This is a genomic window from Rhodoferax sp. (assembly GCF_034520025.1).
In the GTDB taxonomy this organism is placed as follows: Bacteria; Pseudomonadota; Gammaproteobacteria; order Burkholderiales; family Burkholderiaceae_C; genus Allorhodoferax.
In genome coordinates, this window is the sequence record NZ_JAXHNZ010000002.1 from 970,559 (window position 1) to 990,681 (window position 20,123).

21 protein-coding genes are annotated in these 20,123 nt (G+C 60.3%); 13 read left to right on the top strand and 8 right to left on the bottom strand.

All coding sequences use genetic code 11. The features are described 5' to 3' along the window. Window positions 1-95 precede the first annotated feature (95 nt). The 3 genes from U5L73_RS12885 to U5L73_RS12895 are packed head-to-tail and all read right to left on the bottom strand — an operon-like array spanning window position 96 to window position 3,075. Window positions 96-1,607, bottom strand: coding sequence for a tripartite tricarboxylate transporter permease (locus U5L73_RS12885; RefSeq protein WP_322562725.1), 1,512 nt, complete (start codon window positions 1,605-1,607; stop codon window positions 96-98). Further along, entirely contained in the window at window positions 1,607-2,116 is a 510-nt protein-coding gene (locus U5L73_RS12890) for a tripartite tricarboxylate transporter TctB family protein (protein ID WP_313880330.1), read from the bottom strand. Before U5L73_RS12890 ends, U5L73_RS12885 begins: the two co-directional genes overlap by 1 nt. Further along, a complete protein-coding gene (locus U5L73_RS12895; RefSeq protein WP_322562726.1) occupies window positions 2,116-3,075 on the bottom strand; it encodes a Bug family tripartite tricarboxylate transporter substrate binding protein in 960 nt (319 codons plus the stop codon). Before U5L73_RS12895 ends, U5L73_RS12890 begins: the two co-directional genes overlap by 1 nt. A 106-nt stretch (window positions 3,076-3,181) precedes the next feature. Here U5L73_RS12895 and U5L73_RS12900 point away from each other — a divergent pair, with 106 nt between their 5' ends. The 10 genes from U5L73_RS12900 to tolA all read left to right on the top strand — a co-directional run bounded on the left by U5L73_RS12900 (window position 3,182) and on the right by tolA (window position 11,361). Further along, the gene (locus U5L73_RS12900) at window positions 3,182-3,856 is read left to right on the top strand and encodes a response regulator transcription factor (RefSeq protein ID WP_322562727.1); all 675 of its coding nucleotides are present in this window, start codon (window positions 3,182-3,184) and stop codon (window positions 3,854-3,856) included. A 1-nt stretch (window position 3,857) separates the two neighbouring features. Beyond that, a complete protein-coding gene (locus tag U5L73_RS12905; protein WP_322562728.1) occupies window positions 3,858-5,270 on the top strand; it encodes a sensor histidine kinase in 1,413 nt (470 codons plus the stop codon). 9 nt (window positions 5,271-5,279) lie between these two features. After that, the gene (locus U5L73_RS12910) at window positions 5,280-5,681 is read left to right on the top strand and encodes an RNA-binding S4 domain-containing protein (protein WP_322562729.1); all 402 of its coding nucleotides are present in this window, start codon (window positions 5,280-5,282) and stop codon (window positions 5,679-5,681) included. Window positions 5,682-5,836: 155 nt separating this feature from the next. Then, entirely contained in the window at window positions 5,837-6,952 is a 1,116-nt protein-coding gene (gene ribBA, locus U5L73_RS12915; protein ID WP_313873354.1) for a bifunctional 3,4-dihydroxy-2-butanone-4-phosphate synthase/GTP cyclohydrolase II, read from the top strand. A gap of 20 nt (window positions 6,953-6,972) precedes the next feature. After that, window positions 6,973-7,440 carry a 6,7-dimethyl-8-ribityllumazine synthase gene (gene ribH / locus U5L73_RS12920; RefSeq protein WP_313873355.1) on the top strand — a complete coding sequence of 156 codons (468 nt, stop codon included), beginning with the start codon at window positions 6,973-6,975 and terminating at the stop codon, window positions 7,438-7,440. Continuing rightward, the gene (gene nusB / locus U5L73_RS12925; protein WP_313873356.1) at window positions 7,440-7,976 is read left to right on the top strand and encodes a transcription antitermination factor NusB; all 537 of its coding nucleotides are present in this window, start codon (window positions 7,440-7,442) and stop codon (window positions 7,974-7,976) included. Before ribH ends, nusB begins: the two co-directional genes overlap by 1 nt. A gap of 16 nt (window positions 7,977-7,992) precedes the next feature. Next, entirely contained in the window at window positions 7,993-9,183 is a 1,191-nt protein-coding gene (locus U5L73_RS12930; RefSeq protein WP_322562730.1) for a pyridoxal phosphate-dependent aminotransferase, read from the top strand. Window positions 9,184-9,194: 11 nt separating this feature from the next. Continuing rightward, window positions 9,195-9,890: a protein TolQ gene (tolQ, locus tag U5L73_RS12935; RefSeq protein ID WP_322562731.1), complete on the top strand. Its 696-nt coding sequence runs from the start codon at window positions 9,195-9,197 to the stop codon at window positions 9,888-9,890. Between the two features lie 18 nt (window positions 9,891-9,908). Then, window positions 9,909-10,343: an ExbD/TolR family protein gene (locus U5L73_RS12940; protein WP_322562732.1), complete on the top strand. Its 435-nt coding sequence runs from the start codon at window positions 9,909-9,911 to the stop codon at window positions 10,341-10,343. Window positions 10,344-10,359: 16 nt separating this feature from the next. Then, window positions 10,360-11,361, top strand: a complete 1,002-nt coding sequence (gene tolA / locus U5L73_RS12945) for a cell envelope integrity protein TolA (RefSeq protein ID WP_322562733.1) — start codon at window positions 10,360-10,362, stop codon at window positions 11,359-11,361. Window positions 11,362-11,437: 76 nt separating this feature from the next. On the opposite strand, the gene dnaE is transcribed toward tolA, so the two are convergent. Further along, entirely contained in the window at window positions 11,438-15,007 is a 3,570-nt protein-coding gene (gene dnaE, locus U5L73_RS12950; RefSeq protein ID WP_322562734.1) for a DNA polymerase III subunit alpha, read from the bottom strand. 106 nt (window positions 15,008-15,113) lie between these two features. Between dnaE and U5L73_RS12955 the strand changes: the two genes are divergently transcribed. Together U5L73_RS12955 and U5L73_RS12960 are read left to right on the top strand one after the other, a co-directional pair. After that, window positions 15,114-15,536: a hypothetical protein gene (locus U5L73_RS12955; protein ID WP_322562735.1), complete on the top strand. Its 423-nt coding sequence runs from the start codon at window positions 15,114-15,116 to the stop codon at window positions 15,534-15,536. 30 nt (window positions 15,537-15,566) lie between these two features. Next, a complete protein-coding gene (locus tag U5L73_RS12960; RefSeq protein ID WP_322562736.1) occupies window positions 15,567-16,322 on the top strand; it encodes a sulfurtransferase in 756 nt (251 codons plus the stop codon). Between the two features lie 4 nt (window positions 16,323-16,326). Here U5L73_RS12960 and U5L73_RS12965 read toward each other — a convergent pair whose 3' ends face one another. The 4 genes from U5L73_RS12965 to U5L73_RS12980 all read right to left on the bottom strand — a co-directional run bounded on the left by U5L73_RS12965 (window position 16,327) and on the right by U5L73_RS12980 (window position 19,011). After that, window positions 16,327-17,121, bottom strand: a complete 795-nt coding sequence (locus tag U5L73_RS12965; RefSeq protein WP_322563511.1) for a DUF2145 domain-containing protein — start codon at window positions 17,119-17,121, stop codon at window positions 16,327-16,329. Window positions 17,122-17,147: 26 nt separating this feature from the next. After that, window positions 17,148-17,594, bottom strand: coding sequence for a hypothetical protein (locus tag U5L73_RS12970; RefSeq protein ID WP_322562737.1), 447 nt, complete (start codon window positions 17,592-17,594; stop codon window positions 17,148-17,150). Between the two features lie 116 nt (window positions 17,595-17,710). Then, entirely contained in the window at window positions 17,711-18,244 is a 534-nt protein-coding gene (locus tag U5L73_RS12975; RefSeq protein ID WP_313877766.1) for a flavodoxin family protein, read from the bottom strand. A 65-nt stretch (window positions 18,245-18,309) separates the two neighbouring features. Continuing rightward, a complete protein-coding gene (locus U5L73_RS12980) occupies window positions 18,310-19,011 on the bottom strand; it encodes a pirin family protein (RefSeq protein ID WP_322562738.1) in 702 nt (233 codons plus the stop codon). 111 nt (window positions 19,012-19,122) lie between these two features. Between U5L73_RS12980 and U5L73_RS12985 the strand changes: the two genes are divergently transcribed. Next, complete coding sequence (locus U5L73_RS12985) at window positions 19,123-20,064, top strand: LysR substrate-binding domain-containing protein (protein ID WP_322562739.1); 942 nt, start codon at window positions 19,123-19,125, stop codon at window positions 20,062-20,064. The last annotated feature ends 59 nt before the right edge of the window (window positions 20,065-20,123 follow it).

A 20,123-nucleotide genomic window follows, 5' to 3' on the forward strand; every position in this document is an offset into this window, starting at 1 on the left:
TCCGCCGCAACAAAAAAAGGGGCGCCGGGGCGCCCCTTTTTTGCTACTAAAAGTATAGCTACACCCGCACGTTAAATTTGGGCTAGCACCCTTTTTTATACCGAAGCCAAGCGCTGGGCCTTGCCTTGAAAGTGCCTGAGCACCCGTGGCAAGACCAACACACTCAACACCACCACTAGCAGTGTCACCGACATGGGGCGCTGCAGGAAGATCATGGCACTGCCTTCGCCGATGGACATGGCGTTGCGCAGCTGCGCCTCTGCCAAAGGCCCGAGGATCATGCCCACAATCACCGGCGCCGTAGGAATATTGAACCGACGCATCACCAAGCCCATGACCCCCACCACATAGAGCAGCACCAAGTCAAAGGCGCTCTGGCGCATACCGTATGTGCCCACGGTGGCAAAAATCAGAATGCCGGCGTACAGCTGGGCCTTGGGCACCTTCAGCAACTTGACCCACAAGCCCACCATCGGCAAATTCAGCACCAACAGCATGACGTTACCGATGAACAATGACGCAATCAATGCCCAAACCAGAGCCGACGAGGAGGTGAACAGTTGTGGCCCGGGTTGGATACCGTAGTTCTGGAAAGCTCCCAGTAGCACTGCGGTGGTATTCGACACAGGAATGCCCAGCGTGAGCAAGGGAATCAAGGCGGTGGTCACCGTGGCATTGTTGGCAGCTTCTGGGCCAGCCACACCTTCGATGGCACCCTTGGTACCGAACTCCGCCAGGTCGTCGCCTTTGGCAAGCTTCTTTTCTGTGGCGTAACTCAAGAAAGTAGGAATCTCTGTGCCGCCGGCAGGAATACAGCCGAAAGGCGCACCAATCGCCGCGCCACGGATCCAGGCGGGGATCGAACGCTTCCAATCCCGCGCTGTCATGGTGACACGGCTGAGCTTGTTTTCAGTCTCGACCACCTTGCCCTCGAAGAGTACATAGTGCAGGGCCTCAGCCACCGCAAACAAACCAACCGCTACCAACACAATTTCAATGCCGTCGAGCAGCTCGGGCATGTTGCCGGTGTAACGGGTTTGGCCGGTGATCTGGTCCATGCCAATCAAGCCGATGGCCAAGCCCACAAACAAAGCGGTCAACCCGCGCAATGTGCTCTGCCCCAACACCGCACTGACGGTGGTGAACGCCAACAGCATCAAACAGAAATACTCGGGCGGGCCGAGCTTGACGGCGTATTCCGCTACCAGCGGCGCAAATAAAGTAACCACGACGGTTGCAATACTGCCAGCCACAAACGAGCCGATAGCGGCTGTTGCCAGCGCAGCGCCTGCACGCCCGCTCTTGGCCATCTTGTTGCCCTCCATGGCGGTCACCATGCTGGAGGTCTCGCCCGGCGTGTTGAGCAAAATGGAGGTGGTGGAGCCACCGTACATCGCACCGTAGTAAATGCCGGCAAAAAAGATCATGGAGGCAGTGGCCTCCACCTGGGTCGTAATAGGCAGCAACATCGCCACCGCCGTAGCAGGCCCGATGCCCGGCAACACGCCAATGGCAGTGCCGAGTGCACAACCTACAAATGCCCACAATAGGTTGACGGGGGTGCCCGCCGTCGCAAACCCCTGAAGAAGTTGATTCCAGATTTCCATTACAACCATCCGCTTTGCGTCAAACCTGGCAAGCTGATGGCCAGAAACTTGGTAAACATCCAGTACACGGGTGCCGAGATCAGCAGACCGACCACGATATCCGTGATCCAGGTGCGGGCACCGCCCAAGACCTGGCCTTGGGCCAGGCGCGCCCCCCGCGATGCCAACACAAAACACAGGGCGCAACTGAAGATGAACCCTATGGTGGTGATCAACGCTGCATTCACCAGCAAGCCCACCGACATCCAGATAAATCCGGGCCAGAAGGCGGGCTCGCTGTCTTCGTCATCTTCCATGTCGAGAAAGCCGCCCTTACGGACTTCCCACAGCAAGAAACCACTGCACAGCAGCAAAGCCACAGACACCACCCACGGAAGAAAGTCAGGGCCGATACCGGCGTAACCCGCTTCTGAGGGAATGACCCATGCGCCAGCACCCAGCCCAAGGGCCAGGAGCAGCACGCCCACTGCGACGGCGGCTTCTTGCCGCGCTTTCACGACCTGGCTCATCAAAGCATTCCGGAGAGGTGCATCACGCCGCGCAGGCTGGAAAACTCGTTGTCCACAAATTCGTCAAACGCTTTGCCGGTCAACACCGCAGGGGTCCACTGGTTTTTCTCCAGGGCGTCAGCCCAGCCCTTGGTCTTGGTGACCTTGATGATCAGGTCGGTCAGTGCAGCACGCTGCTCGGCGGTGATGCCAGGCGCGCCGTACACACCGCGCCAGTTGCCCAACACCACGTCATAGCCCTGCTCGCGCATGGTCGGCACATTGATGCCAGGCAGGCGTTTCTCGGATGTCACCCCGATAGCGCGCATCTTGCCCGCGGCAATGTACTCAGCGAACTCGCTGTAACCGCTCCCGCCAATCGTCACGTTACCGCCCAAAATAGCCGCAGTGGCTTCGCCGCCGCCACGGAACGCAACGTAGTTGACCTTTTTGGGGTCTACGTTGACCTTGGTCGCCAGCATGGAGGCACAAATGTGCTCTGTGGATCCACGCGAACCGCCACCCCACTTGACACTGCCAGGGTCTTTTTGCATTTGGGTGACCACGTCTTTCATGGTCTTGAGCGGAGAGTCGGCCGGCACCACGAACACGTTGTATTCGCTGGTGATACGGGCGATCGGGGTCACCTTGTCCAAGCCAACAGCAGGCTTGCTGGTGATGATGCCACCCAGCATCACCGCGCCCATCACCATCATGGCGTTCGGGTCGCCCTTGGCGGAGTTCACAAACTGGGCCAGACCGATCACGCCGGCTGCGCCACCCTTGTTTTCGTATTGCACAGTGTCCACCAGCTTGGCGTCGATCAGTGCTTTGCCCAAGGCGCGGCCTGTGCCGTCCCAACCGCCGCCGGGGTTAGCGGGGAGCATCATTTTCAGATTGGTGGCTGCACGTGCCGACAAAGGCAGAGCACCGGCAGCAGCCATCACGGCCATGGATTTGAGGAAAGTATCGCGACGCATGGAGGTCTCCTGTGGTTATTGGTAGGGCCTATGATGCGGGCCGTGGCTGTCAAACGGCTGTCCAAATTCCCTAGGGGAAACCCGTAATTCGCACCCTGCTCTAGCCATGCATTTACTCTTGATCGAAGACGATCCCGCCCTGTTCACCACCCTGCAACGCAGCCTGGTACGTGCACAAATGCGGGTGGATGTCTGCAGCGATGGTGCACAAGCGCTCACCCACTGGAACACGCTCCAGCCCGATGTGGTGGTGCTCGACCTGAGCCTTCCGGGCGTGGACGGGCTCGACGTTCTCAAGCATGCGCGCCGCAGCGGCCTGCGCACGCCGGTTTTGATTTTGACTGCGCGCGGAACGGTCGGCGACAAGGTACTGGGCCTGAATGCCGGTGCCGACGATTACCTGCCCAAACCGTTTGATCTCGACGAGCTGGAAGCCCGCATACGCGCCCTGCATCGCCGCAATGCCGACAACCCGACACCGCAGAGCAGTGACCTGCTGGTCGGAGAGTTGCGGCTGGACCGCAACAGCGGCGCCATCTATCACCGCTATGAGGTGTTGGACTTGACCCCTCGGGAGTTGGGCCTGATGACGGCCCTGATGCTGCGCCCGGGCCATGCGGTCAGCAAAGAACGCTTATTTGAAGTTGTGTTTCCCGGCCAAGTGGATGTTCAGTTTGAAGCGATCGAAGTGGTGGTGTACCGCCTGCGCAAGAAGCTCACCGCCATGCGGGTCAGCCTGGTTACCCTGCGCGGGCTTGGCTATTTGCTCAAGGCCGACTGAGATGGCGGCCCGCCGCTCTGCACCCTCACTGCGCAAGAGCCTGCTGCTGGGCATCTTGATTCCGATATTGTTGTTTGTCTTGGTCGACACCTACAGCCTTTACCGGCAGGCGCTGGCCGCCGTCAACACGGCCTATGACAGAACTCTGCTCGCCTCCGCAAAAGCCATCGGCGAACTGTTGGACATTGAGGGGCGAGGTGCGGATGCGCGGCTCAGAGCGCAAGTACCCTACTCTGCGCTCGAAGCGTTTGAGGCAGACAACCGCAGCCGCATGAGCTACCGGGTGTCTGACGCCAAAGGCCAATGGGTCGATGGCGAGCAAGACATCAAGGTCTGGACGGGTCAACTGCCCCAGCAGGGCCCCTATGCCGCTTTGGTAGATTTTTACGACGACACCTTCCGGGGCGATGCGGTGCGTGTAGCAGTGCTGCTGCAGCCAGTAGCCAGCGGGCGAGAGCGCACCATGGCCATGGTGCAGGTGGCAGAGACGCTTGAGCTGCGCCACACCCTGGCTCGGCAAATTTTGCTGGACACACTCCGGCGGCAGCTGATTCTGATCACGGTCATTACCGCGGTGGTGCTGCTGGTCGTAGACCGTGCCACACGCCCGGTGCGGCAGCTGAGCGAGGAGCTGGAGCAGCGCAGCGAAGATGACCTGACCGCCCTGCCTGCCGGCGAATTGCCGCTGGAAATTCAGCCGCTGGCAGTGGCGACCAACCATGTGATGCACAAGCTGCAACACTTGCTGGACCACCAGAAACGCTTTGTACGTGATGCGGCGCACCAACTCCGGACCCCATTGGCGGTGCTCAAGGTGCAGGTGCAATCCGCACTGCGGGGCGACATAGCCGCCCAGGACGGGCTGAAAGAAATTGCCTCAACGGTCGACAGGGCTACCCAACTGGCCAACCAGATGCTCTCGCTGGCCAAAGTGGAACAAGTGCGCCAACAACAAGACTTTGCGGCCATGGACTGGGCGGAACCGGTGCGGACCATTGCGCTGGATCTGTCGGCCTTGGTGGGTGAAAAAGACCTCGACTTCGAACTCGTGACCGAGCCCTGTCCGGTGATGGCCCACGAATGGATGCTGCGGGAAACCATTCGTAACCTGCTGCACAACGCCGTGCGCCTATCACCGCAGGGCGGCGACTTGATGATCCGCTTGCAGCGAGATGGTGACTGGGCACAACTCACGATCTCGGACAGCGGGCCCGGCATCAGTGATGCCCTGCGCATGCGGTTGTTTCAGCCATTTGCGGCCGGAAGCACCCACTCGGGGTCCGGCCTTGGGCTCACAATCACGCGGGAAATGGTGCTCGCGCTGGGGGGAACCATCCAGCTGAACAACCGGTATTCAGGGGACACCTGCACCGGACTGGATGCTTGTGTACGATTGCCGCTCTATCTCAGCTGAAGTTTTCGCATGCAAAGCACCCGGATCGACAAGTGGCTGTGGGCCGCACGTTTTTTCAAAACCCGCTCGCTGGCCACGGATGAAGTCCAACTCGGGCGGGTGCAGTGGGAAGGCCGGGACGTCAAACCCGCCAAAGAGGTCAAGGCCGGCGATACCCTGACGATCTGGCAAGGAAAGGTCAAGAAAGTCGTGCAAGTGCTGCTCATCAGTGAGCAACGCGGCCCGGCACCTGTGGCGCAACTGATGTATGCAGAAACCCCTGACAGCGTGCGCGACCGTCAAACGGTCGCAGAACAACAACGCTTAAGCCCGGAGCCCGCCCACACGATTGCAGGGGGCCGCCCTACCAAGCGCGACCGGCGTGCCCTGCAAACCGGCTGGAACGAGCGCTGGAGCGCCTCGCTGGACTGAAGTCCCTACTGCGGTTAGCCCCTGCGCCTGACCCGCAACCATCCGGTCGAAAGCGGCGATAATCGGGGGTTATTACTGAGGCACCGAGCATCCGGCAGGAGCGCCGCATCCCTCAGGGCCCCCGCCATAGAACGACATTTGGAAAGCCCTTCTGCATGACCGCCCTCACCCCCGTATCCATTTCCCCCGTTGAAGACATCGTGGCCGACATGCGCGCCGGCCGCATCGTGATTCTGGTGGATGAAGAGGACCGTGAAAACGAAGGCGATCTGGTTCTCGCCTCGGACCACGTTACGCCCGAAGCCATCAACTTCATGGCCCGCTTCGGCCGTGGCCTGATCTGCCTGACCCTGACCCGCGAACGCTGCGAGCACCTGAAGCTGCCCCCGATGGCGGCACGCAACGGCACCGTGTACAGCACCGCGTTTACCGTGTCGATTGAAGCCGCTGAAGGCGTGACCACCGGCATTTCTGCCGCAGACCGCGCAACAACCGTGCAAGCCGCGGTGGCGAAAAACGCGGTGGCGACCGATCTGGTGCAACCCGGCCACATTTTTCCGCTGCAGGCGGTGGACGGCGGCGTGCTGATGCGCGCAGGCCACACCGAAGCCGGTTGCGATCTGGCGGCCATGGCCGGCTGCAGCCCCTCGGCCGTGATCTGCGAGATCATGAAAGACGACGGCACCATGGCCCGTCTGCCCGACTTGCAGCTGTTCGCAGCCGAACACGGCCTGAAAATCGGCACGATCGCCGACCTGATTGAACACCGCAGCCGTGTCGAATCGCTGATCGAGCCCGTGGGCAGCCGTACCATGAAAACGGCGTACGGTGAATTCACCGCCCACGCATTCAAAGACAGCACCGGACAAGGCGTGCACCTCGCGCTCGTCAAGGGCGAGTGGGACGCCGGCACTGTGGTCCCTGCGCGTGTGCATGAGCCGCTCTCGGTGCTGGACGCATTGGAAGTCAACCGCAGCATGCACTCCTGGAGCCTGGATGCTGCTCTGGCTTATATCGCCGCTGAAGGCAAAGGCGTGGTGGTGCTCCTCAATTGCGGCGAAAGCGGCGAGCAGTTGCTGTGCCAATTTGAAGGCACCGCGCGCGCATCGCAAGCGCCCGAACGGGGCCGCATGGACCTGCGAACCTACGGCATCGGCGCCCAAATTCTGCTCAAGTGCGGTGTGCAGAAAATGCAACTCATGGGAAGCCCGCGCCGCATGCCCAGCATGACCGGCTACGGCCTCGAAATCACCGGCTACATCAGCAAATAACTCGAATAAAGGAATTACCCATGTTTGGCGCAGACAAAGGCACCGCAGCCTCTGACCGTTTGAACGGCAAGAAACTCAACATTGGCATCGTGCAGGCCCGCTTCAATGCGGACATCACCAATGCACTGGCCAACGCCTGCAAAACCGAATTGTTGGCTCTGGGCGTGTCTGAGAAAGACATTGACCATGTCACCGTACCCGGTGCCTTGGAAGTGCCGGTGGCGCTGCAAGCCATGGCTGAAAAAGGCACCTACGACGCGCTGATCGCGCTGGGCTGCATCATCCGCGGCGAAACCTACCACTTTGAGCTGGTAGCAAACGAATCCGGTTCCGCCGTGACCCGCGTATCGCTGGACTACCAGATCCCCGTGGCCAATGCGATTCTCACCACCGAGAACCTCGAACAAGCCGTAGCCCGCCAGACCGACAAGGGGCGCGACGCCGCCCAAGTCGCCGTCGAAATGGCCAACCTGTTGGAGAGCATCTGATGAGCGATACCCCCAGCACCTCCGCGGCCAAGCGCCCTCCCCGTCAGAGCCGCACCGGTCTGACCACTACTGGCGCCCGCAAAGCAGGTAGTAAATCCAACCGCACCCGCGCCCGCGAATTTGCGCTGCAAGGCCTTTACCAAAGCCTGGTGGGCCGCAATGCGGTCGACGATATTGACCCGTTCACCCGTGACCTGGCCGGTTTCGCGAAAGCGGACGCTGTGCATTTCGATGCCTTGCTGCACGGTTGCGTTGCCCAAGCGGAAGAGCTTGACGCCCTGATCATTCCGGCATTGGACCGTCCAATGGCCGAGATTTCGCCGGTCGAACACGCCATCATGTGGATTGGTGCTTACGAGTTGAAGCATTGCCTCGATGTGCCATGGCGCGTGGTGCTCAATGAGTGCATCGAGCTTGCCAAAGAATTCGGGGGCACCGATGGCCACAAATACGTGAACGGCGTGCTCAACGGCATTGCCCCCCAGCTGCGTGCCGTAGAAATCGACGCCGAACGCAACAAGAAACCCGCTGCCTGACCCCACAAACGCCACGATGCACATTTCCTCACGCGCACAGAACATTGAGCCGTTTTATGTGATGGAGGTTGCCAAGGCAGCTTCTGCCCTAGCTGCACAAGTGGCGCACAGCGATGCGCCTATGGTATTCCTCAATATCGGGGAACCCGACTTCACAGCGCCGCCCTTGGTGCAAGCGGCCGCCGAACAGGCGATTCGCGATGGCGTCACCCAATACACCGCGGCCACCGGCCTGCCTGCCCTGCGCGAGCGCATCAGTGCCTGGTACGCCAGCCGCTTTGGCGTGCAAGTGGCGCCGGAGCGCATCGTGGTCACGGCAGGAGCCTCAGCAGCCCTGCATCTGGCCTGTTTGGCCCTGATCGAGCCGGGCGACGAAGTCTTGATGCCGGACCCCAGCTACCCTTGCAATCGCCATTTTGTGAGTGCCGCCGAGGGCAAGGCTGTACTGATAGAAACATCGGCCGACGAGCGCTACCAGCTCAGCGCCGCGAAAGTGGAGGGTGCTTGGGGCCCGCGCACACGCGGTGTACTGCTGGCTTCGCCATCGAACCCCACAGGCACCTCGATTCACCCCGACGAGCTGGGCCGCATCCATGCGGTAGTGCAGGCCAAGGGTGGTATCACCATGATCGACGAGATCTATCTGGCACTCAGCCATGACGACCAGTTCGGTCACACTGCGCTGGCGCTGGATGACCAGGTCATCAGCATCAACAGCTTCAGCAAGTACTTCAACATGACGGGTTGGCGCTTGGGCTGGATGGTGGTTCCGCAAGACGTGGTGCCAGTCATTGAGCGCTTGGCCCAAAACCTGTTCATCTGCCCCAGCACCATCGCCCAGCATGCGGCACTGGCCTGCTTCGAGCCGGACAGCATTGCACTCTACGAGGCCCGCCGCGCCGAGTTCAAAGCGCGTCGCGACTATTTCATTCCGGCCCTGCGTGATTTGGGTTTCAGCATTGCGGTGGAGCCCGACGGAGCCTTTTATGTGTGGGCTGATTGCTCGGAACTTTGCGCGCGACTCGGACTCCAAAGCAGCTGGGAGTTTGCCTTTGAAGTCATGAACCGTGCCCATGTTGCAATCACGCCCGGTCGAGACTTCGGCACAGCGCAAACGGCCCAGTTTGTCCGCTTTTCGACCGCCAGCTCGATGCAACAATTAGAAACAGTCATCCAGCGTTTGCGTGCGATGCTCACATCCGTTTAAGCCCTCACACCATGAACCAAGACCTTTCCATCCTGCACCTGATCCTGAACGCGAGCATCGTGGTCCAGGCCGTCATGGCCTTGTTGATGCTGGTTTCGATCGCCAGCTGGGCCGCCATCTTCCGCAAGCTGTTTTCGCTCAAACGCATCAAAGCCCAAAACGAAGCTTTCGAGCGCGACTTCTGGTCAGGCTCCAGCCTCAATGATCTGTTCAACGCAGCGAGTCGCAATGCCCAGACCTGTGGCCCGATGGAGCGTATTTTTGCCAGCGGCATGCGCGAATTTCAAAAGCTGCGCGAGCGCCGTGTCAGCGATGTGGGCACCTTGATGGACGGCGCACGCCGTGCGATGCGCGCCAGCTTCCAGCGTGAGATGGACGAGGTCGAGAGCAACTTGTCCTTTCTGGCATCAGTCGGGTCGGTGTCGCCTTATGTGGGCCTGTTCGGCACCGTCTGGGGCATCATGCACGCCTTCACCGGCTTGGCCTCTTTGCAACAAGTGACCTTGTCGACCGTGGCGCCCGGTATTGCAGAGGCCTTGGTGGCGACTGCCATCGGCCTGTTTGCAGCCATTCCGGCGGTAGTGGCGTACAACCGCTTCGCCCGCGACCTGGACCGCATCGCCATCCAGCAAGAAACCTTCATCGAAGAGTTTTCGAACATCTTGCAACGCAACGTGAGCGCCCAGCCTGCGCCGGCAGCCCGCTAAGCCGCACAAGGAATCAACATGCCTGCTGTCGCCGGACGTGGCCGTGGTCGCCGCACGATCAACGAGATCAACATGGTGCCCTTCATCGATGTGATGTTGGTGCTCTTGATCATCTTCATGGTGACCGCACCCTTGATTACCCCCAGCGTGATTGACTTGCCCAGCGTGGGCAAGGCATCGCGCCAGCCTGACCAGATCATCCAGGTGACCCTGACCAAGACCGAGTCGCTCGAGGTCAAAGTGAAAGAGAAAACCTCGTCTGTGGCACTCAAAGACCTGGCCGCCACCGTTAAGCAGGCGCAAGGCACGGGCGACGGGGCTGGACCAGCCAACTCGGCAGTGGTAGTAAGTGCCGACAAGAACGTGAAATACGAGAGCGTGGTCAAAGTCATGGACACCTTGCAGCGCGCAGGCATTCAGCGGGTCGGCTTGTCCGTTCAGCTGGCCAACTGAGTCCCCAACCTGCACCATGCCCGCTGCTGATACCCGACAGGAATTTGCGCCGCCCCACACACCGGGCATGTTGCGCGCGCTGGTCATGGCCTTGGTGGCCCATGCGGCGCTGGTGGCGGTGCTGGCGATTGGTGTGGCCTGGAAACGCGAACTCCCGCCCGCCACCGTAGAGGCTGAGCTGTGGTCTGCGATTCCGCAAGAGGCGGCGCCGCCGCCGGAAGAGCCGCCAGAGCCTGAACCCGAGCCTGAGCCAGCCCCCAAGCCAACGCCGACTCCCCCGCCCCCCGTGGTGAAACCCGCAGAGCCGGAAGCCCCGAGCAAGGCTGACATCGCGTTGGCCAAAGAAAAAGAGCGACGTATCGCCGAAGAAAAGCAAAAGGAATTGCAAGCGCAAAAGGCAGAAGCACGCAAAGCCCAGGAAAAACGCGAGCTCGAAAAGCAGGCTCTGGAAAAAGCGGCCAAAGACAAGCAAGACAAAGCCCGTGCCCAGTTGCGCGAGAAAGAACAGCTGGAAAAGGAAAAGCTCGCCAAAGAGAAAGCGGCACGCGAGGCGAAAGAAAAAGCAGACAAAGCCAAACTGGCCGACGCCGCGAAACTGAAGGCGCAAAAAGCGGCCAAAGAAGATGCCAAGCGCACCGAAGAGCTGCGCCAGCAGCAAATCGCCCGCATGACCGGTCTGGCGGGAGCCAGCGGCAGCGGTGCGCCACGCTCCACCGGTACCGCTGCGAGGAGCTCAGGCCACGGGGCGAACTACAGGGGGCGCATTCAGGCGGCAGTCAAACCCAATATCACGTTCACCGACACGATTGTTGGCAACCCCAAAACTGAGATTGAAGTGAGCCTGAGCGCAAGCGGTGAAATCTTGAGCAAGCGCGTCATCAAACGCAGCGGCAACAAGGGCTGGGATGACGCGGCCGAAAATGCAATCGATAAAACCCGCAAGTTGCCGCTGGACGACGGCAAGGTTTGGTCGCCGATGATCATCATAATCTCGCCGCAGACCTTGGTCGGCCCTTAATCTGCTCAGTTCTGCTCTGATTTTGATAGCTACTGGCTCAATGATCTAGGGCGCCAGCAGCCTTTTTCACCAAAAATCAGTCGTAGGCGATCGCTGCCACTCCCCCATTGGCCTGTGCACGCCAGCTCGCAAGGGCCGCGTCTGTGGGGTAAAACTTGGCAGCTTCGCCCAGATGCAAATCAGCCGCTGCCTGCTCCACCGGATGGGCGCCAGCCGCACTGCACACCAATTGCAGCCGAACTGAAAGGCCGCGCACCGTTTCGCCATGTTCCGTGGTTTCGCGCACCGCCGGAAACTCCCGCACCAATGCCGCCACATCGGGCGCACGCCTCTGGGCATCGAGCTTCACCGGCACCCGCAGGTACTTGCCAAACTTGCAGCGTGCCTGCTCCAGGCTCCACACCTGCTGCACCGTCAGCTGCATGCCGCCCGAGAAGCGGTCCGGCATGGCCTTGCCTTCCACGATGATGAGCTCATCGTCCTTCAGCAAGTCTTTGTAGGTATTGAGCAGGGCCTCGCTGGCGCGCGCCTCGATCATGGCGGACTTGTCGTCGAGCTTGAACAGCGCAAGTTTGCCCCTCTGCCCGTTGATTACCCGCAACTCGGTCACGATGCCAGCCAGCAACTGGGGCTCGCGGGAGTCTTTGAGCTCTTCGATCGGCCGGCGGGCGAATTTGCGGACCTCGGTGGCAACTTCGTCGAACAAGTGACCAGACAAGTAGAAACCAACGGCAGTTTTCTCCTGGGTGAGCTGCTCCTTCACACCCCAAGGCGTGACCTTCACCAAATCAGGCTCTTGCGTGCTGGAGCCATGGTCATCGTCCCCACCCATGTCAAACAAGCCATGCTGGTTGGCATTGGCCGCGGATGCAGCGGCAAACTCAAACGCGCGATCCATAGAGGCGACCAACTCTGCTCGGTTCAGGTGCAGCGAGTCGAAAGCCCCCGCCTTGATCAGCGCTTCCACGCATCGCTTGTTCAGGCGGCTGCGGTCGACACGGCGGGCGAAGTCAAATAGGCTCTTGAACGGGCCGGCTTCTTCGGTCGGGCCCCTGCCCTCGCGCGCAGCCACGATGGCCAGAATGGCTTGCTCGCCGGTGCCCTTGATGGCACCCAGCCCGTAGCGAATCTCTTTGTTCGAAATCGGCTCGAAACGATAAAAACCGCGGTTGATGTTGGGCGGCTCAAAGCTCAGGCCCATCTTCTCGGCGTCTTCAAACAGCACCTTGAGTTTGTCGGTGTCATCCATTTCCACCGTCATGTTGGCGCAGAAGAACTCGGCGGTGTAGTGCACCTTGATCCAGCCGGTGTGGTAGGCCAGCAAGGAGTAAGCTGCCGCGTGCGACTTGTTGAAGCCGTAGCCCGCGAACTTTTCCATCAAGTCGAACACCTCATCGGCCTTCGCTTCGGGGATGCCGTGGGTCTTGAATGCACCGGCGCGGAAAATGCCCCGGTGCTCGTCCATCTCCTCTTTCTTCTTCTTGCCCATGGCGCGGCGCAGCAAGTCGGCGCCGCCGAGTGAGTAGCCGCCCAGAATCTGGGCGGTCTGCATCACCTGCTCTTGATACACCATGATCCCGTAGGTCTCGGACAGCATCTCGGCCACTGCCGGGTGCGGATACTCCACCACTTCGCGCCCGTGTTTACGCGCCACGAAACTCGGGATCAGATCCATAGGCCCCGGGCGGTACAAGGCGTTCAGGGCAATCAGGTCTTCCAGGCGGCTGGGCTTGGCGTCGCGCAACATGCCCTGCATGCCGCGGCTTTCAAACTGAAACACCGCCTCCGTTTTGCCTTCGCTGAACAGCTTGTAGACCTTGGCATCGTCCAGCGGCAGGTTTTCGTAGGCGAACTTTTCCTGACCCGGATGGCGCTTGCGGATGAACTCGGCCGCGATTTCCAAAATGGTGAGCGTGGCCAGGCCCAAAAAGTCGAATTTCACCAAGCCGATGGCTTCCACATCGTCCTTGTCATACTGGCTCACCGCGGACTCGCTGCCGGGCTGCTGGTAGAGCGGGCAGAAGTCGGTGAGCTTGCCCGGCGCGATCAACACGCCCCCGGCGTGCATGCCGATGTTGCGGGTCATGCCCTCGAGCTTGCGGGCCATCTCCAGCAGGGTTTTCACGTCCTCTTCTTTGGCCTCGCGCTCCGCCAGAATCGGCTCGGCCTCGGTGGCATAAACGTATTTATCGCTCTTCTTGCCATCGGTGGGCGGCAACTGCAGGGTCACGTTGGTGCCCGGCTTGTTGGGGATGAGCTTGCTGATGCCGTCGCAAAAGGTGTAGCTCATGTCCAGCACGCGCCCCACATCGCGCACCACACCGCGGGCAGCCATCGTACCGAAGGTGGCAATCTGGCTCACGGCGTCTTTGCCGTATTTGTCTTTCACATAGTCGATCACCAAATTCCGGTTAGTCTGGCAAAAGTCGATGTCGAAGTCGGGCATGGAGACCCGCTCAGGATTCAAAAATCGCTCAAACAGCAAGTTGTAGCGCAGGGGGTCCAGATCGGTAATCTTGAGCGCATACGCCACCAGCGAGCCGGCACCGGAGCCGCGCCCCGGGCCCACCGGACAGCCGTTGTTCTTGGCCCAGTTGATGAAGTCACCCACGATCAGGAAATAGCCCGGGAAACCCATTTTCAAAATGGTGCCCAACTCAAACTCCAAGCGCTCCACGTAGCGCGGCATCTCAGCCGCGCGCTCTTGCTCGTTGGGGTAGAGGTGCACCATACGCTCGTTCAACCCTTCAAACGAGGCGTAGCGGAAATACTCTTCGGGCGTCATGCGCTGCCCGTTGACTTCAGGGGTCGGGAAGGCAGGCAACTGCGGCTTGCCCAGCACCAGCGTCAGGCTGCAGCGCTTGGCGATCTCAATCGTGTTGGCGATTGCCGAGGGAATATCGGCAAACAGCGCCTCCATTTGGGCTGCGCTCTTGAAATATTGCTCGCGGGTGAAGCGGCGCACACGCTTGGGGTTACTCAGGATCTCGCCATCGGCAATACAGATACGTGCTTCGTGGGCTTCGAAGTCGTCCTGCTCCGCAAATTGAATGGGGTGGGTCGCCACTACCGGCAACTTCATGCGGGCGGCCAACTTGACGGCGGCGACCACATGCGCCTCGTCATCCGCGCGGCCTGCGCGCTGCAGCTCAATGTAAAAGCGGTGCGGAAAGACACCCGCCAACTGCAGTGCTACATCGTGCGCACGGGCGGTGTCGCCCTGCACCAGCGCTTGGCCCACTGGTCCGGCTTGTGCGCCTGAGAGCGCAATCAAGCCTTCGTTGAGCTCTTTGAGCCACGCCATCTTGATGACGGCCTGGTTCTTCACCACGTTCTGTGTGAACGCACGGGCAATCAGTTCCGAGATATTCAAATAGCCCTGCTTGTTTTGCACCAGCAAAATGATGCGGGTCACGGCGGTGGCATCGCCGCCCAAGCCCTCGAGAATGATTTCTGCGCCTATGACAGGCTTGACCCCCTTGCCACGGCCACCTTTGTAGAACTTGATCGCACCAAACAGGTTGTTCAGGTCGGTGATGGCCAGCGCGGGCTGCCCGTCTTTTGCCGCCATTTTGATGACATCGTCGATGCGGGTGGTTCCGTCAACGACAGAAAACTCAGTGTGAAGGCGCAGCTGTACAAACATCCGTTCATTGTAGTTTTCGATTGGCGGCAGACTTAGGGGAAGGGTCTGCATCTGCGCCACAATGCGGGCTACGCATCTCCAACCCGGGAAAAGTCCCTCAAACCCCGTGGGCCGCCGTCTATTCAGTCCGCATGGATCCGCTCTGGTAGAGCTAGCCCCTGGCATGCTGATTGCCCACATGCACGGCGACTGGAATGCCGAAATGCGGGCTCTGATAGCGGCCCAAATGAGGGCGCAAGTTCCCACCCTGAACGCGGCGGGCCCTTGGGGCATCATTAACCACATGCACGACACGCTGGTCTACGGGCCGGACATCTATGCCCAAACCCGCGCGGACTACGCCAACCGCCCGGCTGGCTCGAATCTCCAAGCAGTGGCCTTTGTGATTGCGCCGCACGTGGAAGGCGCTTCTTTACTGCGTAGCCGGTTTGAAAACTTGCTGGACGGTGTGATCGCCTCCCGCGTTTTTGCTGACAGCCAGAGCGCCAAACAGTGGATCAAAGTCCAGCTCCAACTGCCGGATGCGTAAGACCCGAACCCGGGCAATTAAAATCAGACGGTGAACACCGTACTGAACATCTCCACCTACAAATTCGTCCCGCTTCCGGATGCCTCGGCCTTGCGCGAGGTTTTACTGGCCCGGGCGCAGGCCTTGCAGCTCAAAGGCACTATTCTCCTGGCCGAGGAAGGGATCAATATGTTCCTCGCCGGTCCGGCAGACGATGTGCGCAATTTTGTCACCCAGCTCCAGCAAGACCCGCAGTTTGCAGATATTGCGCCCAAGGAGAGTTGGTCAGACACCCAGCCGTTCAAGAAGATGCTGGTCAAGGTAAAGGGTGAAATCATCCGCATGAACCACCCCACCATCAAGCCAGCTGACGGGCGCGCGCCCGCGGTAGCACCCGCTACTGTCAAGCGCTGGCTGGATCAGGGGCATGATGACAACGGTCGCCCGGTGGTCACACTGGATACGCGCAACGACTTTGAAGTCGATGAAGGCACTTTTGAGGGTGCGATCGACTGGCGTATCACCAAGTTCACCGAATTTCCGGACGCCGTCCGCGCCCATCTGGACGAACTCAAAGACAAAACCGTGGTGAGCTTTTGCACCGGGGGTATCCGCTGCGAAAAAGCGGCCATCCTGATGCGCGAAGAAGGTCTGGAACACGTCTACCAGCTCGAAGGCGGCATCCTCAAGTACTTTGAAGAGACCGACGGCAGCCACTACCAAGGCGGCTGCTTTGTGTTCGACGAGCGTCGGGCTCTGAGCGCGGATCTGCAGGCCACCGGCCTGCAAAGCAGCAGCGAAGCCTGAGCCGCTAGCGCTGCACCTGGGGGGCGCCAGCGGAGAGATTGGCGCGCTTGAGCCAAGCAAACACCGAGTCCACCGTGATGGTCTCGATACGGTCGGTATAGCGCTTTTCGTCCGGATGGTCGTCAAACGCCACGTTGGCTTTCGTCATGCGGGCTCCCAGGCGCACCAGTGGCGTGATGGTCAGGGTCGTCGGCTGATAGGCGGTGCGCTGCAGCCAAGCCTGCGCCTGCGTGCGGCTGGTCACAGGCTCGGTGCTGGCCGCCGTCATCGCAAGTGCGAGTGTTTCAATGGCCCACTGGTTGCTCTGCTGGTACTTCTGAGACCACGGGTAGCTCACCATGTTGTAACGCGGCTCGTGCAACACCAAGGACCGCGGCCCATCCAGCAACACTTTCAGCAATGACGCCTCTGCTTGCGGATTGAGCGCGACCCAGGCCGCCTCGTGTTGCCAGAGATCGTCCAGAAAAAACTCCCCGAGCCCTTGCCGGTAAATCGCCGACTCCGCCGTCCCGCACATATTGAGTTTGTGCAGCACGCGCCAGACATGCCCGCCATCGGGGGTATCTTGCCGGTACACAAACCCAAGATGCGAGTAGCGCACACCGTATTTGCTCAGGTCCTGCCCGGCGCGAGCCATGACCACCACCTTGGCACCGTTGGCATCCAACGCCTGCAGCGTTTTCCAGGCCAAGGTCATGGACTTGTCCACCTTGGCGGGCGTCAGGTCCTGGGGCTCATCACAAGTCCGGCCTGCCTGCGCTTGGCCGGCACACGACAGGGCGACCGCTCCTGCCGCCATCCATCGCTGCAGGTAAATAAGGCGGCTCACTGGCTCACGCGTTCGTTGTGCAGCAGTGCTTTGCCGATTTCGTTCGGGACAAATGCAATTGCCTTGCCCGCCACCGACAACACTACGCCGGTGCTGATCACGCTGACAAACACGGAAGTGCCCACGGCGGTGGAAGCGCCGGAGGCCGCTTTGCCTGACACCTCCACACTGGCGCGCGCGCCGTCCGACACCCGCTCGAGCAGATAAACCGTGCCTTTGGTCGAGGTCTCAACACTCTTCACCACCAACACCGCACCTGCGGTTGAAAACGCGACAGGAATGGCGATCACCGCGCCGGCGCTCGCACCGACGACTGAAGCCACTGGCATGGCGCTGATGGCGCTGAACGCCGAAGCGTCGGTCTGCGAATAAACATAAAAAGGCGCAATAGCGCCCGCAGATATTACGCAAGAAGCTATGAATTTCGTAGCAAAACGGATCATCAAAATGGAACTCCGATAGTCTGAGAGCCCACAGCTTACGCACTTTCCAAGCGCCCACAAAAAAGCCCGCTGAAGCGGGCTTTTTGCTCTCAGGCCGCGGAGGCCTGCAAGCGGCTTTATGCCTTCAACTTGGCAGCGATGGAAGCCACGCGTGCGCCGTAGGCCTTGGCAGTGTCCAAGTCGCCTTGGGGGATGTCTTCCGCTGGGCTGGTGGGGCCGACTTGGGCCATCACGCCGGAGTTGGAACCGATCCGGTTGATGGTGCCGTCGTTCATGGCAGGCTGGCCGACCCAGATCATGCCGTGCTGCTGGGACAGGGTGATGAAGTACTGGATAGTGGACAGCTTGTCGCCGCTAGGGCTGGCAGAAATCGTGAAGCCGCCAGCGACCTTGTCTTTCCAGGCGGAGGTGAACCAACGCTTGCTGGATGCATCAGCAAACTTCTTGAACTGCCAAGAGGCCATGCCCATGTAAGTGGGGGAGCCGAAGATGACGGCGTCTGCCGCATCCAGCGTGGCCCACTGGGCATCGGTGATGTCGCCATTGGCGTCGATGGTGATCAGCTCGGCGCTCGCGCCTTCAGCCACGAATTGCGCTACGCGCTGGGTGTGACCGTAACCAGAATGGAATACAACTGCTACTTTTGCCATTTTGTTAACTCCTAGGTAAAAAGACTCAAAGAAAGGCATCCGCACAGTGCGGACACCCGAAAAAATCAGGCTTCCAGATCAAAAACCAGGACTTCGGCGTCCCGCGCCGCGTCCAGCACCAAGGTGCTTTCAGCACTCAGCAAGGCGGCATCACCCGTCTGCAAGGGCGTGCCGTTCACCGACACCGAACCGCGCAGCACCTGCACATAGCCTTTGCGGGCGGGGTCTAGCGCCAAGGTTGCCGTTTCAGCACCGTCCAGCAAACCGTTGTACAACTTGGCGTCCGCATGGATCAGCACACTGCCCTCCGCACCATCGGGTGACGCCACCAGCTTCAAGGTGCCTTGCTTGTCCTCAGTAGCAAAGGTTTTTTGCTCGTAGCTGGGGGGAATGCCGGTCACATTGGGTTCGATCCAGATCTGGAAGAAGTGGGTGGTGTCGTTCGGCGCGTGGTTGAACTCGCTGTGCGTCACACCCGTACCGGCACTCATGCGCTGCACATCACCAGGCGGAATGCCTTTGACGTTGCCCATACTGTCTTTGTGCGCCAGGTTGCCGGACATCACGTAGCTGATGATCTCCATATCGCGGTGGCCGTGGGTACCGAAGCCGGTGCCAGGCGCGATGCGGTCTTCATTGATCACCCGCAGATTACCCCACCCCATGTGCGCGGGGTCGTAGTACCCGGCGAACGAAAAGCTGTGGAAAGACTTGAGCCAGCCGTGGTCGGCGTAGCCCCTGTCCTGCGATTTGCGTACGGTCAACATGTGAAGTGCCTCTGGTTTCGTATGGATTGAACTTTAGGCCTCGGCTAGGCCTTTTCCATCCATACCGTTTGATGGCATCATTCAAAAAAACTCAACTTAAGGGCATCGACCATGCAAACGGCACGCGACTTCCTCACCCCTGATGCGCTCTCTATGCTGCAGACGATTGCCGAGGCCGGCAGCTTCGCCGCTGCGGCCCGGGACATGGGCATGGTGCCCAGCGCCCTGACCTACCGGGTGCGACAGATTGAAGACGCGTTAGACGTGCTGCTGTATGACCGCAGCTCGCGCCAGGCCAAACTCACCGCCGCCGGAGCCGAGTTGCTGCGTGAGGGTGCACGCTTGCTGGAGGAGATCGATGCCGTCGCCAACCGGGTCAAGCGGGTCGCCACCGGTTGGGAGCCGCAGCTCACCATCGCCATCGACACAGTCATCTCCAAACCCATCATGATGGAACTGTGCGACAACTTTTTCAGCCAGTCGCCGCCGACCCGCATCCGCCTGCGGGAAGAAACTCTCTCCGGCACCTTGGAGGCACTCACCACCGGTCAAGCAGATCTGGCTATCGGCGTTGGGGCGGACTCGGCGCGCACGGCCGGTGTGCACAGCAAACCGCTGGGCAACTTGCATTTTGTGTATGCCGTCGCTCCACACCACCCGCTCGCGCAAACCCCGGAGCCCCTGAGTGATGAGCTGATTCAAAAACACCGGGCGGTTGCAGTGGCCGACTCGGTGCAACGCGGGGCGGGCCAAACCTTTGGACTGCTCAGCGGGCAGGACGTATTCACCGTACCCACCATGCACGCCAAACTCGATGCCCAATTGCGTGGCCTGGGTGGCGGCAATCTGCCCCGCTGCATGGCAGACGCCTACATCCAAACCGGTCGCTTGGTCGTGAAAAAAACCGAGCGCCCCCAACGCAATGTGCCGCTGCACTACGCATGGCGGCAAACCAAAACCATCAACCAAGGCAGGGCCTTGCAATGGTGGCTCAGCCAGCTCGAAAGTGACACCACCCGCAGCGCCCTGCTCGACGAGCATCGCAGCAGTTAAACGGTTTGCGCACGCGAGCCAGCGTGTATAAAGAGGCTATTACAACCAACGGAGACTGT

Coding starts and splice junctions, on each gene's coding strand:
- U5L73_RS12885 (WP_322562725.1), bottom strand. CDS start 1,607: ATGGAAATCTGGAATCAACTTCTTCAGGGGTTTGCGACGGCGGGCACC.
- U5L73_RS12890 (WP_313880330.1), bottom strand. CDS start 2,116: ATGAGCCAGGTCGTGAAAGCGCGGCAAGAAGCCGCCGTCGCAGTGGGC.
- U5L73_RS12895 (WP_322562726.1), bottom strand. CDS start 3,075: ATGCGTCGCGATACTTTCCTCAAATCCATGGCCGTGATGGCTGCTGCC.
- U5L73_RS12900 (WP_322562727.1), top strand. CDS start 3,182: ATGCATTTACTCTTGATCGAAGACGATCCCGCCCTGTTCACCACCCTG.
- U5L73_RS12905 (WP_322562728.1), top strand. CDS start 3,858: ATGGCGGCCCGCCGCTCTGCACCCTCACTGCGCAAGAGCCTGCTGCTG.
- U5L73_RS12910 (WP_322562729.1), top strand. CDS start 5,280: ATGCAAAGCACCCGGATCGACAAGTGGCTGTGGGCCGCACGTTTTTTC.
- ribBA (WP_313873354.1), top strand. CDS start 5,837: ATGACCGCCCTCACCCCCGTATCCATTTCCCCCGTTGAAGACATCGTG.
- ribH (WP_313873355.1), top strand. CDS start 6,973: ATGTTTGGCGCAGACAAAGGCACCGCAGCCTCTGACCGTTTGAACGGC.
- nusB (WP_313873356.1), top strand. CDS start 7,440: ATGAGCGATACCCCCAGCACCTCCGCGGCCAAGCGCCCTCCCCGTCAG.
- U5L73_RS12930 (WP_322562730.1), top strand. CDS start 7,993: ATGCACATTTCCTCACGCGCACAGAACATTGAGCCGTTTTATGTGATG.
- tolQ (WP_322562731.1), top strand. CDS start 9,195: ATGAACCAAGACCTTTCCATCCTGCACCTGATCCTGAACGCGAGCATC.
- U5L73_RS12940 (WP_322562732.1), top strand. CDS start 9,909: ATGCCTGCTGTCGCCGGACGTGGCCGTGGTCGCCGCACGATCAACGAG.
- tolA (WP_322562733.1), top strand. CDS start 10,360: ATGCCCGCTGCTGATACCCGACAGGAATTTGCGCCGCCCCACACACCG.
- dnaE (WP_322562734.1), bottom strand. CDS start 15,007: ATGTTTGTACAGCTGCGCCTTCACACTGAGTTTTCTGTCGTTGACGGA.
- U5L73_RS12965 (WP_322563511.1), bottom strand. CDS start 17,121: ATGGCGGCAGGAGCGGTCGCCCTGTCGTGTGCCGGCCAAGCGCAGGCA.
- U5L73_RS12970 (WP_322562737.1), bottom strand. CDS start 17,594: ATGATCCGTTTTGCTACGAAATTCATAGCTTCTTGCGTAATATCTGCG.
- U5L73_RS12975 (WP_313877766.1), bottom strand. CDS start 18,244: ATGGCAAAAGTAGCAGTTGTATTCCATTCTGGTTACGGTCACACCCAG.
- U5L73_RS12980 (WP_322562738.1), bottom strand. CDS start 19,011: ATGTTGACCGTACGCAAATCGCAGGACAGGGGCTACGCCGACCACGGC.
- U5L73_RS12985 (WP_322562739.1), top strand. CDS start 19,123: ATGCAAACGGCACGCGACTTCCTCACCCCTGATGCGCTCTCTATGCTG.